Origin of the sequence: Pseudomonas sp. B1(2018) (genome assembly GCF_003097365.1) — a bacterium.
Taxonomy (GTDB): domain Bacteria; phylum Pseudomonadota; class Gammaproteobacteria; order Pseudomonadales; family Pseudomonadaceae; genus Aquipseudomonas; species Aquipseudomonas laurylsulfatiphila.
Genome location: NZ_PYUK01000003.1, coordinates 308,243 through 321,742 on the forward strand (window position 1 = coordinate 308,243; position 13,500 = coordinate 321,742).

The following is a 13,500-nucleotide window of genomic DNA, read 5'->3' on the forward strand; positions in this document are numbered from 1 at the left end:
GCTAATGTTTAGTGCGCAAGATAAAAACAAAATAAATTTGCCAGGGCCGACGAGCGGTTGAACGATGTTGGCTGAAATTATTGAGTTAGAGCGGATGGAGGTTTTGCGGGCGATTTTTTGTGGGAGAGGATCGGATTCTATGGCGCCGCACAACGCAATTGTGGGAGCGGGCTTGCTCGCGAAAGCGGTGTGTCATTCGAAATTTACGTCGACTGACACACCGCTTTCGCGAGCAAGCCCGCTCCCACACTGGTTTTGTGGTGGTCTTGAAATTACAGGCTGTCTTGCAGGTGACGACGCAGCGCTTGCAGCTCCGCTTGCAGGTTTTGCAGGCGCTCCAGTGTCATCCCGCTGGCGCCGAGGATGCATTGGGGAATGTCACGCGCCTTGTCGCGCAACGCCCGGCCCTGTTCGGTGAGCTCGACGATCACCACGCGTTCATCTTCGCGGCTGCGGGTTCGGCTGAGCAGGCCTTCGGCTTCCAGGCGCTTGAGCAGCGGCGTCAAGGATCCAGGGTCGGTCAGCAATCGAGTGCTGATTTCGCCTACCGTCAAACCGTCCTTTTCCCACAGCACCATCATCGCCAGGTATTGCGGGTAGGTCAGGCCCAGCGCCTGCAGCAGGGGCTTGTAGACCTTGGTCATCATCAGCGAAGTGGAGTGCAGGGCGAAGCAGGCCTGGTTATCCAGCAGCAGGTTGTCGCAGTTGTCCGGGGTGTTGCGCTCGGTGCTCATGTCGAAGCCTTGATCTGTGATCTTTGGAATCTAGCGGGCGAATCTTTAATGCGCCAGATAATTTTGATCAGTGCCGTTGCAAATGGGTTTGCAACAGCAGATCCCAGGGCGGCACCGGGCTGAAGCGGGTTTTCAGGTACTCCAGCAACAAGCGGCTTCGGGAGTTGGGTTGTTGTTCCAGGCGCAAGGCATAGATGCCGGCGTTTTCCGGTTTTGGCAGGTCGCTGTCGCAGAACAGCGGCAGTAACTCACCCCGCAACAGGTACTCGCTGGCCAGCCAGGTCGGCAGGTGCGCGATACCCAATCCGGCCAATGCGCCGCATACCAGCGCCTCGGCATTGTTGGCGCTCATGCGCACCCGCGCCGGCCGATGCAACTGCATTTGCCCGTCCCGTTCGAAACGCCAGGCGAAGGGCGGGGCCAGGCCATCCCAATCGAGTCCGTCGTGTTCAATCAGCTGCGACGGATCGGTCGGCACGCCGCGTCGGCGCAAATAGTCAGGACTGGCACAGGCAATACGCACCATGCTCGCCAGTGGTGTGGCCACCAGCCGGGTGTCGGCCAATTGCCCGGCGCGCAGCACCAGATCGACCTTGCCGAGGTTCTGGCCCTGCATGTCGACGAAACTGTCGATCAGGTGCAGTTGCACATCGAGTCCCGGATAGAGCATGAGGAAATCGGCAATCACCGGTGCCAGGTGCCGGCGCCCAAAGGCTGCTGGCGCATCGATACGAATGAGGCCTTCCGGCGCGCTGCTCAAGGACACGGCCTCGGCCCGGGCCAGACGCAATTCGGCGACGATCCGCCGTGCTCGCTCGGCGAAGGCCAATCCTGCCGGGGTAGCGCGCACCGCATGCGTGCTGCGGATGAACAGCTGACTGCCAACCGCGTTTTCCAGGCTGTCGATCCGCCGTGCCACGGCCGAAGGGGTCATCGGGTGACGGCGCGAGGCGGCGGAAAAACTGCCGGTTTCCAGTACGTCGAGGAATAAAGCCAGTTGGTCGGTCAGTTGGTTGGGGTTCATGGCAATCTGCGCTTGTGCGAATTTGGCACAGCCATTGTGCGTCGCTGTGCGTTTCCGTGCCATAAGCAACTGCGTAGGATCATTGGCGTGATGTGAGGAGAAATCGGCCGTGATTGAGTTTCTGATGTACCTGGTGTTCGGTGCCGCCCTCGGCACCCTTGGCGGTTTGTTCGGCATCGGCGGTGGCCTGATTGCCATTCCGCTGTTGGGCGTGCTGTTCGGGCTCGACCAGCAGATTGCCCAAGGCACGGCATTGGTGATGGTCGTGCCGAACGTGATGCTGGCGCTGTGGCGCTACCATCAGCGCAACCGGATCGAGCTGCAACACGCGCTACCGTTGGCCATCATGGGGTTCTGCTTCGCCTGGCTCGGGTCGATCTGGGCGGTGGGCATCGATGCGCGAACCATGCGCATAGGTTTTGTTGCGTTTCTGATCGCACTGTCGGCGTACAACCTCGTACGCATGTTCGCCGCCAACGCCTCGGCGGCGTCACGGATGAACTACTCATGGCCCTGGCTGGGCGTGCTGGGCGCTGCATCCGGCACGATGGGCGGATTGTTCGGCGTGGGAGGCGCAGTGGTGGCGACACCGGTGCTGACCAGTCTGTTCGGCACCAGTCAGGTGGTTGCGCAGGGGTTGTCGTTGGCGCTGGCCCTGCCGAGCACGGGGGGGACGCTGGTGACTTATGCCGTGCACCATCAGGTCAACTGGGGGATCGGCTTACCCTTGGCGGTCGGTGGGCTGATGAGCATCAGTTGGGGCGTGAAGGTTGCCCACGCTTTGCCGGAGCGGCTGCTGCGCGGGCTGTTTTGCGGGTTCCTGGTGTTCTGTGCGGTGACGCTTGCCTTTAAAGTTTGAAGCCATCAATGATGTGTTCGGCCAGGCACTCGGTGATCGGTGACGGGTTATGCAGGTTGCGCACGAGCATGATGCTGGCCTCGGGCAGCAACGGCAGATCCTCGGCTTCACCCAGAATGCGCATGTCCGCGGTGATCAGGCTTTCAAGCTGTGCGGTCACTGCCAGGCCGGCGCTGACCACGGCCATGATCGCTGACAGGCTGTCGCTGTTGTACGCCACCCGGTAATCGCGCCCCCGGGCATCCAGGGCATTGCAGGCCCACTGGCGGCAGAAGCAATCGCTGTTGAACATCGCCAGCGGCAGCGGCGTCTGTTCGTGGGCGCTGTAGCATTGCGCCTCGGCCCAGACAAAACGTTCCTTGCGCAACAACTGGCCGATTTCGCTGCCCGGCTCGCGGGTCACGATGGACAGGTCCAGGTCCTGGCGCATCAACAGCTGTTTCGATGATTCGCAGTGCACTTCGATCTGGATCAGCGGATAGGACTGGGCAAACCGGCGCAGAATCCCCGGGAGAAATCGCATCACATAATCGTCCGGCGTACCGATGCGCACCATGCCGACCATGTCGGGTTCACGCAGGGTATTGAAGACCTCGCTGTGCAGCTTGAGGATCCGCCGCGCATAGCCCAGCAGCACCTGGCCTTCGGCCGTCAGCCGCACCTGCCGTCCGTCGCGCTGGAACAGCTGGCGCTGCAGCACATCCTCTTCCAGTCGCTTCATCTGCATGCTGACGGCTGACTGGGTGCGGTTGACCATTTCGCCGGCGCGGGTAAAGCCGCCCTGGTCGGCGATGGCGACGAAGGTGCGCAGCACTTCGGTATCGATACTCGGGTAGGCCGACATTCATCAATCTCCGAGATATGTGACATCAGAAACATTCGTTGGATTGATCTTAGACCCGGCGCGAGACTGGAGCCATCCAAACGGAGGGCAACAAGATGAAAGGTCAACATGAGTTCCACGGTGCGGAAAAACACTCCATTCACCTGATATCCGATCTGCTGCACAAGGTCGGCCGCTGGTACGAACTGCATCGCGAGCGCGAACTGCTGGCGAGCTTGAGCGACGAAGCGCTCAAGGACATCGGCATGAGTCGTGCGGATGTGGAGAACGAGTCGATCAAGCCGTTCTGGAGCGACCCGATGCATAAATGATCCGATCAATAAATGATGAATCCCACGCTACACAAACCCCTTACCGGTGAGGTAGGTTGCGAGCAGACAAGGAGATGCCCATGCCCGCAACATTGTCCTTTACCCTCAAACAGGCTCGGCGTCTGGCGCTGGCCGCCCAAGGGTTCAACGGGCGGCAGTCGCCAGCGGCGATCAAGGCTGTTGCGCTCAACCGACTGATCGAGCGGCTGGGCATTTTGCAGATCGATTCGGTCAATGCAGTGGTGCGTTCGCACTACCTTCCGCTGTTTTCCCGCCTCGGCCATTACTCCTCCGACTTGCTCGACCAGGCTGCCTGGAGCCAGGGCCGGCGTCGGACACTCTTTGAGTATTGGGGCCATGAAGCCTCGTTGTTACCGCTTTCACTGTACCCGCTGATGCGTTGGCGCATGCAGCGGGCGAGCCGTGGCGAAGACATCTATCAGCAACTGGCGCGTTTTGGGCGAGAACAGCAAGACACGATTCGTCGCGTGCTGGCGTCGGTCGAGCAGCAGGGCGCGCTGGGTGCCGGGAGTCTGTCGACCCGTCAGGAGCGTGCCGGGCCCTGGTGGGACTGGAGTGCGGAAAAGCATGCGCTGGAATGGTTGTTCGCTGCCGGTGAAGTGACCGTCGCCGGACGGCGCGGGTTTGAAAGGCTCTACGATTTGCCGGAGCGGGTGATTCCCTCGGCGGTTCTTGCGCAGCCCGTCCTCGATGAAGCTGACGCCCAGCGCGGCCTGTTACGGCATGCGGCAACGGCCTTGGGTGTCGGTACGGAGAAGGACTTGCGTGACTATTTCCGCCTGAACCCTGCGGACAGTCGTCCACGTTTGGCGGAGTTGGTCGAGGCCGGTGAATTGCTGGCCTGCGAAGTCCAGGGCTGGCGACAAGCGGCCTATTGTCTGCCCGAGCCGAAGGTGCCGCGCAAGGTCGCGGCCAGTGCCTTGCTCTCGCCATTCGATTCGCTGATCTGGGAGCGCAGCCGTACGGAGCGGCTGTTTGATTTCCGTTATCGGCTGGAAATCTACACGCCGCAGGACAAGCGCGTTTACGGCTATTACGTGCTGCCGTTTCTGCACAACGAACGGATTGCCGCACGGGTCGATCTGCGTGCCGAGCGGGCGGCGGGTCGTTTGGCTGTGCATGCGGTGCATGAAGAGGAAACGGGGCTGGATGAGGAGGGGATGCTGGCGTTGGCGGTCAATCTGCGGCAGATGGCGGGTTGGCTGGGGCTGGCGCAGGTTCAGTTGAACTGCCCGCGGGCGAGTGCGGCACGGTTGCGGGTGGCATTCACACAATTTGAAGGTGACTGAAGCCCCGCTTTTGTAGGAGCTGCCGCAGGCTGCGATCTTTTGATCTTGAAAAATCAAAAGATCGCAGCCTGCGGCAGCTCCTACGGTTATCGTTTATCGACGGACCTGCTTCAGGGTTTCAGCAATCAAAAACGCCAGTTCCAGCGACTGATCGGCATTCATCCGCGGGTCGCAATGGGTGTGGTAGCGATCCGACAAACCGTCCTCGGTAATCGGCCGTGCACCACCGATGCACTCGGTAACGTTCTGCCCGGTCATTTCGATATGGATACCACCGGCATAACTGCCTTCGGCTTCGTGCACCTGGAAGAACTGCTTCACCTCGCCAAGGATCTGCGCGAAGTCGCGGGTCTTGTAGCCGCTGCTGGCCTTGATGGTGTTGCCATGCATCGGGTCGGAACTCCACAGCACCTGCTTGCCTTCTCGCTGGACGGCACGGATCAGTCGCGGCAAGTGATCGCCGACCTTGTTCGCGCCCATCCGTGCGATCAGGTTCAGGCGGCCCGGATCGTTGTCCGGGTTGAGCACATCGATCAGGCGAATCAGGTCGTCGGGGTTCATGCTCGGGCCGACCTTGACCCCGATCGGGTTGTTCACCCCGCGCAGGAATTCGACGTGGGCGCCGTCGAGCTGGCGGGTGCGGTCGCCGATCCACAGCATGTGCGCCGAGCAATCGTAGTAATCGTTGGTCAGGCTGTCGCGACGCACGAAAGCTTCTTCGTAGTTCAGCAGCAGCGCTTCGTGGGCGGTGAAGAAACTGGTTTCGCGCAGCTGCGGCGAACTGTCCATGCCGCAGGCGCGCATGAACGCCAGGGTTTCATCGATGCGATCGGCCAGGTGGCTGTATTTTTCCGCCAGCGCCGAGTTGGCGATGAAGTCCAGGTTCCACTTGTGCACCTGATGCAGATCGGCAAAACCGCCCTGGGCGAACGCGCGCAGCAGGTTCAGGGTGGCGGTGGACTGGTGATACGACTGCAACAGGCGCTCGGGGTCCGGCACGCGGCTTTTTTCGTCGAAACCGATGCCGTTGACGATGTCGCCACGGTAGGCGGGCAGTGTCACGCCATCGATGGTTTCGTCGTTGGCCGAACGCGGCTTGGCGAACTGCCCGGCCATGCGCCCGACCTTGACCACCGGACAACCGGCGGCAAAAGTCATCACGATGGCCATCTGCAGCAACACCTTGAAGGTGTCGCGGATTTTCGCCGCGGAGAACTCGGCGAAGCTTTCGGCGCAGTCGCCACCCTGCAGCAGAAACGCGCGGCCCTGGGTCACCTCGGCAAACTGACGGCGCAACTCACGGGCTTCACCGGCAAACACCAGCGGCGGATAGCTGGCCAGGGTCTGCTCGACCTGCTGCAAATGCGCGGCGTCGGGGTATCGGGGTTGTTGCTGGATCGGCAGGGCGCGCCAGCTGTCAGGGCTCCAGGGTTGGCTCATCACGGTCTCTAGTGTTTTCGCTCGGACGCCCATGTTATCAGCAAATTAGTGCGTGACCTGTTCCCGTCGCATCGCTGACAATCTCGCCTTTGCCGCTCTCTACACGCGGTGTTATTGCGTTGCCGGCCCCGGCGACGGTCAGGAGATGAAATGACTGAGGAACGCGTCGAGCATCTGCTCGCCGAGGTACAGGACGAGTTCGGTGTGATTCGTGTGCTGGAAGTGGCCGATTACCGTTTTCTCGAGTTCGGTGATGCCATCGAGCAAAGCTGCGTGTTCACCGCCGATCCGAGCTGGCTCGAGTACGACTATACCCGGGCGATGCTGATCGGCGCGCTGTGCCACGAGCAACCGGAAAGTGCGCTGTTTCTCGGTCTCGGTGCCGGTACGCTGACGCAGGCCTGCCTCAAGTTCCTGCCGCTGGAAGATGTCGAAGCCATCGAGCTGCGCCCGGATGTGCCGCGCCTGGCCATTGAATATCTGGGGCTGGATGACGATCCGCGTCTGTACATCCGCGTTGGCGATGCGCTGGAGTTGCTGGATAGCGCAGAATCGGCGGACCTGATTTTCGTCGACCTTTATACCGATGTCGGCCCCGGTGTCGGGCATCTGGCCTGGAGCTTTCTGGAAAACTGCCAGAAGCGATTGAATCCGGGTGGCTGGCTGGTCATCAATCAGTGGGCGACCGACGATGGCAAACCCCTGGGCGCCGCCTTGTTGCGCGGTTTGTATCACCGCCACTATTGGGAACTGCCGGTGAAGGAGGGCAACGTGATCCTGATCGTGCCTTCGGAGCTGGATCAGGAGCTGGACATGGACGGCCTGATCAACCGCGCCGAAGCGCTGGCGCCGCGGCTGGGGTATTCGTTGCAGTCGTTGATCAAGGCGATTCGCCCGGCGACCTGATTAATTGATTGTCTGGACGGGCCCCTTCGCGGGCAAGCCCGCTCCCACAGTGGATCTTTGGAGCTCGCCGGACTCTGTGGGAGCGGGCTTGCCCGCGAAAGGGCCATCAAAGCCAATATAAAAATCAAAGCCCTTTGAAGACCCCAGGCCGCCGCTCCACCATCGACCGCACACCTTCCTTGACATCCTCGCTCGCCATCAACTTCTTCACCAGCAGCGGCAATGCCTGTGCCGCTGCGGTTTCCCCTTCATAGCGGGCCTGTCGCGCAGACATCAGTGTCGCTTGAACGCCGAGCGGCGCCTGACGGGCGATCCGCTCGGCCAGTTCAATCGCCCGGGGCAGCAAGTCCTCGCTGGCCATGACCTCCTGCACCAGACCCAGGTGCAAGGCGTCGCGGGCGTCGAATTCATCCCCGGTCAACAACCAGCGCATGGCATTGCCCCAGCCGGCCACTTGATGCAGGCGCAGGGTGGCACCGCCGAACGGGAAGATCCCGCGTTGCACTTCCATCTGCGCGAACCGGGTGTTGCTGGCGCACAGGTTGATGTCGGCGGCCAGCATCAGCTCGATGCCGATGGTCAGGCAATAACCCTGGGCGGCGACAATCACCGGTTTGCTGACCCTGGGGCCGGCGAACACCGCCCACGGATCACAGCCGCCGGGCGGAACCTGCCAGCCATCTGCCAGTGCCACGCTGGCATTGACCAGATCGAGCCCGGCGGTAAAGTGCTCGCCATGAGTGAACACCACCGCCACCCGCGCCTCGCTGTCGGCCTCGAACTCGCCATAGGCCAGGCTCAGCGCGTTGAGCAGGTCGAGATCGAAGGCGTTGCGCTTGGCCACCCGATCCAGACCAATCAGGAACACATGGCCGCGCCGTTCGCGGCTGACTCGACTGGAACTGGGCTGATTCATGGAGCGGTCCTCGGGGTAGGAGAGGCGTGCGGGGACCTGCGGTCTGCACGGTAAGGGGTGAACCGTTTTAGCGCCATCACCCGCAAGGCCGGGCCTTTGAAAAATAGACGGCTGACCGATTATTCGCAAAGCCTGTGACACAACGGTGTATCCGGTGGATTTCCGATAAAAAAAGCTCCCTTTTTTGACGAATTCCGGTATAGTGCGCGCCGGCCTTTAACCGGGCCGCGTTTAGGTAGCGCAATTCCCCGAAGCCAGCTTCGGCTGCACGTCCGCCCAGCGGACTCTTCCTTGACGATTCTTTTCATTCATTCGTTTTCGCAAATCCCCGCCGACAAAGCTGCCAGGGCGACTCTTGAGTCTCAACACGGCATGTGCAGCTTTGGAGCATGGGTCTTTGCGGATGCACTTAGAGGCAGACCCATGACCCAGGAAATCGGCGGCTTCGCCGCTCTTGAACTTCATCCAAATATTGTCGCTGCAGTAGTCGCTACCGGCTATGAAGAGCCTTCGGCCATTCAGCAGCAGTCGATCCCGATCATTCTCGCCGGTCACGATATGATTGGTCAGGCGCAAACCGGTACCGGTAAAACCGCTGCCTTTGCCCTGCCAATTCTGCACCGCATTGATCCGTCCAAGCGCGAGCCGCAAGCTCTGATCCTGGCCCCAACTCGTGAGTTGGCGCTACAAGTTGCAACCGCTTTCGAAACCTACGCCAAGCAAATGCCGGGCGTGACTGTTGTGGCTGTCTACGGCGGCGCGCCGATGGGCCCACAACTGAAAGCAATCCGTAATGGCGCACAAATCGTTGTCGCCACTCCGGGCCGTCTGTGCGACCACCTGCGTCGCGACGAAAAAGTACTGGCGACCGTGAACCACCTGGTTCTCGACGAAGCCGACGAAATGCTCAAGCTGGGCTTCATGGACGACCTGGAAGTCATCTTCAAGGCCATGCCGGAAACCCGTCAGACCGTACTGTTCTCGGCAACCCTGCCTCAGTCGATCCGTGCCATCGCCGAACGCCACCTGCGCGATCCGAAGCACGTCAAGATTCAGAGCAAGACCCAGACCGTTACCGCGATCGAGCAGGCTCACCTGCTGGTTCACGCTGACCAGAAGACTTCGGCCGTTCTCAGCTTGCTGGAAGTGGAAGATTTCGACGCCCTGATCATGTTCGTGCGCACCAAGCAAGCGACCCTGGACCTGGCCAGTGCCCTGGAAGCCAAAGGCTACAAAGCCGCTGCGCTGAACGGTGACATCGCCCAGAACCAGCGCGAGCGCGTGATCGACTCCCTCAAGGATGGCCGCCTGGACATCGTTGTGGCGACCGACGTTGCCGCTCGTGGCCTGGACGTTCCGCGCATCACTCACGTGTTCAACGTTGACATGCCGTACGATCCTGAGTCCTACGTTCACCGTATCGGCCGTACCGGCCGTGCCGGTCGCGAAGGTCGTGCACTGCTGCTGGTGACTCCGCGTGAGCGCCGCATGCTGCAAGTGATCGAGCGTGTAACCGGTCAGAAGGTTGCTGAAGTTCGCCTGCCGGACGCTCAAGCCGTTCTGGATGCGCGCATCAAGAAACTGACCAACAGCCTGTCGCCGCTGGTGGCCGAGGCCGAATCGACCCACGGCGATCTGCTCGATCGCCTGACCGCCGACATCGGTTGCAGCCCGCGTGCCCTGGCCGCAGCCCTGCTGCGCAAGGCAACCAACGGTCAAGCGCTGAACCTGGCCGCTATCGAGAAAGAGCGTCCACTGGTGCCGAACAATGCACCTCGTGGCGATCGTCCAGAGCGTTCCGGTGATCGTCCTGAGCGTGGCGACCGCGAGCGTCGTGCTCCGATGCCACTGGGCGAAGGCCGTGCACGTTGCCGTACCGCGCTGGGCGCGCGTGACGGTATCGCTGCCAAGAACCTGCTGGGCGCCATCCTCAACGAAGGTGGTCTGGCGCGTGAAGCGATCGGTCGCATCCAGGTGCGTGACAGCTTCAGCCTCGTCGAGCTGCCGGAAGATGGTCTGGAGAAGTTGCTGACCAAGCTGAAGGACACTCGCGTTGCCGGCAAGCAGTTGAAGCTGCGTCGCTACCGCGAAGATTGATCCGCTCTCGAGCTGATTGATCGAACATGAAAAATCCCCGACTGGTTCGGGGATTTTTTTGCCTGTAAGAAAGATCGCAGCCTTCGGCAGCTCCTACACGGGATCGCATTCCTCCGTAGGAGCTGCCGAAGGCTGCGATCTTTTGCTTTATTGGTCAGCCGAAACGATAGATGTCCATACCTAGTGCGCCCATGGTAAACCCCTGATGGGCAATGCTGAACGGCCCACCGGCGGCACGGGCAAAGTACAGCGGCAACAGGTGTTCGTCGCTGGGGTGGTTGCGTACGGCATGCGGTGCCTGAGCGCGATAGTCATGCAGTGCGGCTTCGTCGTTCGCTGCGAGTTTCTCGACCATCCAGTCGCGAAACGCCAGCGCCCAGGGCTCAACGCTCTCGGGGCCGGCGTGCCAGTCCAGCTCCCGCAGGTTGTGAGTGATGCTGCCGGAGCCGATCAGCAGGACGCCGTGCTCGCGCAGGCTGGCCAGCGCGTGGCCAACGCGGGTCTGCAGAGCAGGGCCGGCCCGGGTGGGCAGAGAAACCTGGACAATCGGGATGTCGGCTTGCGGGTACATCAGCGATAAAGGCACCCAGACGCCATGGTCGAAAGGCCGATTGCTGTCGATGCGCGCAGGAAAACCGGCGGTTTTCAGTAGCTCGGTAACCTCTGCGGCGAGTCGAGGGTCGCCGGGTGCCGGGTACTGGACCTCGAACAGGGCTTTGGGGAATCCACCGAAGTCATGCCAGGTTTCAGGCTGCGGATTGCCGCTGACCAGCAGCTCATTGCTTTCCCAATGTGCAGACACAATCACGACGGCTGTGGGCCTGGGGATCTCGGCGGCCAGGCGGGCGAGTGCCGGTCCGCTGGCACCGGGTTCCAGGGCGAGCATGGGGGAGCCGTGGGATATGTACAGGCTGGGGAACATGAATGAGCTCCTGAGAGTTAAGATGCAACATCTTCAGTCAGATCATTGATCTAAATCTAATATAAGTTTTAGGGTGTTTTGATCGAATTTTCGGGGTTATTTATGCAGCCGGAGTTTTGGCACAAGAAATGGGCGGCGAATCAGATCGGCTTTCACCTGCCGCAGGTGAACCCTCATCTGAAGCGGTTCTGGCCAGCGTTAAGCCTTGAAGAGGGGGCGCGCGTGTTGGTGCCCTTATGTGGAAAAAGCCTGGATTTGCTTTGGCTCGCCCATCAAGGCCATGAGGTCCTGGGAATCGAACTGTCGGAAAAAGCCATCGAGGAGTTTTTCAGTGAGCATGGCTTTGATCCGGCCGTCAGTGAGCAGGGGCCGTTCAAGGTCTATCGGGCAGGCTCCATTGAGCTTTGGTGCGGCAATTTCTTTGAGCTGACGGCCGGTGACACGGCTGATTGCTCCGCGCTCTATGATCGCGCCGCGTTGATTGCGTTGCCGCCGAAGATGCGTGAGCAATATGCCGCGCACCTGAATCGGATTCTGCCGAAAGAGTGTCGCGGATTATTGATCACGCTGGACTATGACCAGGTACAGATGGACGGACCGCCGTTTGCCGTGCTCGATGATGAGGTGCAGCGATTGTTGGGCGGGTCATGGTCGCTGAAGGTGCTGGAGGATCAGGACGTACTGAGTGAGAGCGGGAAGTTCCTGGAGGCGGGTGTGACGCGACTTGAGGAGCGGGTGTATCGGGTTTCCAGTCAGTAATTAGTTGTTAGTCCAGGCCTCTTCGCGGGCAAGCCCGCTCCCACAATGATCTGTGGCGTTCACAGATCCTGTGGGAGCGGGCTTGCCCGCGAAAGGGCCCTGAAAAACACTGAAGCTTTTGAGCAGACAAAAAAAGGCCCGCATCGCTGCGGGCCTTTTCATTTGCGGTGGAACCTATTAGCCGCGGCGACGAGCCAGGGCGTCGATACGCTCTTCCAGTGGCGGGTGGCTCATGAACATGCGGGCGAACCCTTGCTTGATGCCACCATTGATGCCGAAGGCGTTCAGAGTGTCGGGCATGTGCACCGGCAGGCCTTGTTCCGCACGCAGGCGCTGCAGGGCGCCAATCATTGCGGCAGTGCCGGCCAGGTTTGCACCGGCTTCGTCGGCACGGAATTCGCGCTTGCGCGAGAACCACATGACGATGGCGCTGGCCAGGATGCCCAGAACCAGTTCGGCGAAGATGGTCGCCACGTAGTAGGCAATGCCCTGGCCTTCTTCGTTCTTGAAGATCACCTTGTCGACGAAATTGCCGATGATCCGGGCGAAGAACATCACGAAGGTGTTCACCACGCCCTGGATCAGCGCCAGGGTAACCATGTCGCCATTGGCCACGTGGCCGATTTCGTGGGCCAGGACGGCTTTCACTTCATCCGGTGAAAAGCGCTCGAGCAAGCCCTGGCTTACGGCGACCAGTGCGTCGTTCTTGTTCCAGCCGGTGGCGAAAGCGTTCGCCTCGTAGGCGGGGAAAATACCGACTTCGGGCATCTTGATCCCGGCTTCGCGGGACAGTTGCTCGACGGTTTGCAGCAGCCATTGCTCGTGACGGGTGCGTGGCTGGGTGATGATCTGGGTGCTGGTGCTCATCTTCGCCATCCACTTGGAGATGAACAGCGAGAACAGTGAACCGGCAAAACCAAAGACCGCACAGAAAATCAGCAGCTGATTGAGGTTGAGGTCAACCCCATTGGCCGCCATGAACCCGTTGAAGCCGAAAAGGCTCAGGGTGATGCTGGCAATCAGCACGACCGCCAGGTTAGTGGCCAAGAACAGCAGGATGCGCATCATGGTTGTAGAAATCTCCTCATGCTAAAGATGTAGCGTACTGCGGGGTATATAAGGTGCTGCACCGGGGTATTCAACCGGGTGACTATTTCAAACTGTGTCCTACGGCAATAGTCTAGCTGCTTGCAGGGCGTTTCCGACGCGAGTGCAGGAAGTGTTTGTCAGTCAATTCATGTCGAAGGCCCCGCCTTTGTTAGGCGCGAGCAGGCACGGCGTTGTCCGGCAGCGGGCAAGACGACTGCGTGTGACGCAATGCAAACAAATGTTGCCGGATGAAAATCACCGTGCGACGGTCAGGCGTGTCGCACGGTGA

The 13,500-nt window shown here is 60.6% G+C and carries 13 protein-coding genes; 6 read left to right on the plus strand and 7 right to left on the minus strand.

Translation table 11 applies throughout. The features are described from left to right. Positions 1–272: 272 nt before the first annotated feature. On the minus strand, positions 273–734 hold the full coding sequence (locus C9422_RS06565) for a MarR family winged helix-turn-helix transcriptional regulator (RefSeq protein WP_007973537.1): 462 nt from the start codon (positions 732–734) through the stop codon (positions 273–275). Positions 735–801: 67 nt separating this feature from the next. After that, the gene (locus C9422_RS06570) at positions 802–1,758 is read right to left on the minus strand and encodes a LysR family transcriptional regulator (RefSeq protein WP_104448920.1); all 957 of its coding nucleotides are present in this window, start codon (positions 1,756–1,758) and stop codon (positions 802–804) included. A 124-nt stretch (positions 1,759–1,882) separates the two neighbouring features. Between C9422_RS06570 and C9422_RS06575 the strand changes: the two genes are divergently transcribed. Continuing rightward, positions 1,883–2,617: a sulfite exporter TauE/SafE family protein gene (locus C9422_RS06575; RefSeq protein WP_116580134.1), complete on the plus strand. Its 735-nt coding sequence runs from the start codon at positions 1,883–1,885 to the stop codon at positions 2,615–2,617. Here the strand turns inward: C9422_RS06575 and C9422_RS06580 are convergent. After that, positions 2,607–3,461 carry a LysR substrate-binding domain-containing protein gene (locus tag C9422_RS06580; protein ID WP_116580071.1) on the minus strand — a complete coding sequence of 285 codons (855 nt, stop codon included), beginning with the start codon at positions 3,459–3,461 and terminating at the stop codon, positions 2,607–2,609. The two genes, C9422_RS06575 and C9422_RS06580, sit on opposite strands and share 11 nt — an antisense overlap. 95 nt (positions 3,462–3,556) lie before the next feature. Here C9422_RS06580 and C9422_RS06585 point away from each other — a divergent pair, with 95 nt between their 5' ends. Further along, on the plus strand, positions 3,557–3,772 hold the full coding sequence (locus tag C9422_RS06585; RefSeq protein ID WP_007973532.1) for a DUF1127 domain-containing protein: 216 nt from the start codon (positions 3,557–3,559) through the stop codon (positions 3,770–3,772). An 80-nt stretch (positions 3,773–3,852) separates the two neighbouring features. Beyond that, positions 3,853–5,082, plus strand: a complete 1,230-nt coding sequence (locus C9422_RS06590; protein ID WP_116580072.1) for a winged helix-turn-helix domain-containing protein — start codon at positions 3,853–3,855, stop codon at positions 5,080–5,082. 93 nt (positions 5,083–5,175) lie between these two features. Here the strand turns inward: C9422_RS06590 and C9422_RS06595 are convergent, their stop codons facing one another. Continuing rightward, positions 5,176–6,522 (minus strand): class II 3-deoxy-7-phosphoheptulonate synthase, encoded by a 1,347-nt coding sequence (locus C9422_RS06595; protein ID WP_116580073.1) that lies wholly within the window; start codon positions 6,520–6,522, stop codon positions 5,176–5,178. A gap of 150 nt (positions 6,523–6,672) precedes the next feature. On the opposite strand from C9422_RS06595, the gene C9422_RS06600 reads away from it, so the two are divergent. Then, positions 6,673–7,428 (plus strand): spermidine synthase, encoded by a 756-nt coding sequence (locus C9422_RS06600; protein WP_116580074.1) that lies wholly within the window; start codon positions 6,673–6,675, stop codon positions 7,426–7,428. Positions 7,429–7,552: 124 nt separating this feature from the next. Here C9422_RS06600 and C9422_RS06605 read toward each other — a convergent pair whose 3' ends face one another. Further along, on the minus strand, positions 7,553–8,344 hold the full coding sequence (locus C9422_RS06605; RefSeq protein WP_116580075.1) for a crotonase/enoyl-CoA hydratase family protein: 792 nt from the start codon (positions 8,342–8,344) through the stop codon (positions 7,553–7,555). Between the two features lie 423 nt (positions 8,345–8,767). Between C9422_RS06605 and C9422_RS06615 the strand changes: the two genes are divergently transcribed. Next, positions 8,768–10,441 (plus strand): DEAD/DEAH box helicase, encoded by a 1,674-nt coding sequence (locus C9422_RS06615; RefSeq protein ID WP_007973525.1) that lies wholly within the window; start codon positions 8,768–8,770, stop codon positions 10,439–10,441. A 154-nt stretch (positions 10,442–10,595) separates the two neighbouring features. Here C9422_RS06615 and C9422_RS06620 read toward each other — a convergent pair whose 3' ends face one another. Next, positions 10,596–11,363: a class III extradiol ring-cleavage dioxygenase gene (locus C9422_RS06620; protein ID WP_116580076.1), complete on the minus strand. Its 768-nt coding sequence runs from the start codon at positions 11,361–11,363 to the stop codon at positions 10,596–10,598. Positions 11,364–11,465: 102 nt separating this feature from the next. On the opposite strand from C9422_RS06620, the gene C9422_RS06625 reads away from it, so the two are divergent. Then, on the plus strand, positions 11,466–12,122 hold the full coding sequence (locus tag C9422_RS06625) for a thiopurine S-methyltransferase (protein WP_116580077.1): 657 nt from the start codon (positions 11,466–11,468) through the stop codon (positions 12,120–12,122). Between the two features lie 177 nt (positions 12,123–12,299). Here the strand turns inward: C9422_RS06625 and htpX are convergent, their stop codons facing one another. Next, positions 12,300–13,190, minus strand: a complete 891-nt coding sequence (htpX, locus tag C9422_RS06630; protein WP_007973520.1) for a protease HtpX — start codon at positions 13,188–13,190, stop codon at positions 12,300–12,302. Between the last annotated feature and the right edge of the window lie 310 nt (positions 13,191–13,500).

Coding starts and splice junctions, on each gene's coding strand:
- C9422_RS06605 (WP_116580075.1), bottom strand. CDS start 8,344: ATGAATCAGCCCAGTTCCAGTCGAGTCAGCCGCGAACGGCGCGGCCAT.
- htpX (WP_007973520.1), bottom strand. CDS start 13,190: ATGATGCGCATCCTGCTGTTCTTGGCCACTAACCTGGCGGTCGTGCTG.
- C9422_RS06585 (WP_007973532.1), top strand. CDS start 3,557: ATGAAAGGTCAACATGAGTTCCACGGTGCGGAAAAACACTCCATTCAC.
- C9422_RS06565 (WP_007973537.1), bottom strand. CDS start 734: ATGAGCACCGAGCGCAACACCCCGGACAACTGCGACAACCTGCTGCTG.
- C9422_RS06575 (WP_116580134.1), top strand. CDS start 1,883: ATGTACCTGGTGTTCGGTGCCGCCCTCGGCACCCTTGGCGGTTTGTTC.
- C9422_RS06620 (WP_116580076.1), bottom strand. CDS start 11,363: ATGTTCCCCAGCCTGTACATATCCCACGGCTCCCCCATGCTCGCCCTG.
- C9422_RS06615 (WP_007973525.1), top strand. CDS start 8,768: ATGACCCAGGAAATCGGCGGCTTCGCCGCTCTTGAACTTCATCCAAAT.
- C9422_RS06590 (WP_116580072.1), top strand. CDS start 3,853: ATGCCCGCAACATTGTCCTTTACCCTCAAACAGGCTCGGCGTCTGGCG.
- C9422_RS06600 (WP_116580074.1), top strand. CDS start 6,673: ATGACTGAGGAACGCGTCGAGCATCTGCTCGCCGAGGTACAGGACGAG.
- C9422_RS06570 (WP_104448920.1), bottom strand. CDS start 1,758: ATGAACCCCAACCAACTGACCGACCAACTGGCTTTATTCCTCGACGTA.
- C9422_RS06595 (WP_116580073.1), bottom strand. CDS start 6,522: ATGAGCCAACCCTGGAGCCCTGACAGCTGGCGCGCCCTGCCGATCCAG.
- C9422_RS06580 (WP_116580071.1), bottom strand. CDS start 3,461: ATGTCGGCCTACCCGAGTATCGATACCGAAGTGCTGCGCACCTTCGTC.
- C9422_RS06625 (WP_116580077.1), top strand. CDS start 11,466: ATGCAGCCGGAGTTTTGGCACAAGAAATGGGCGGCGAATCAGATCGGC.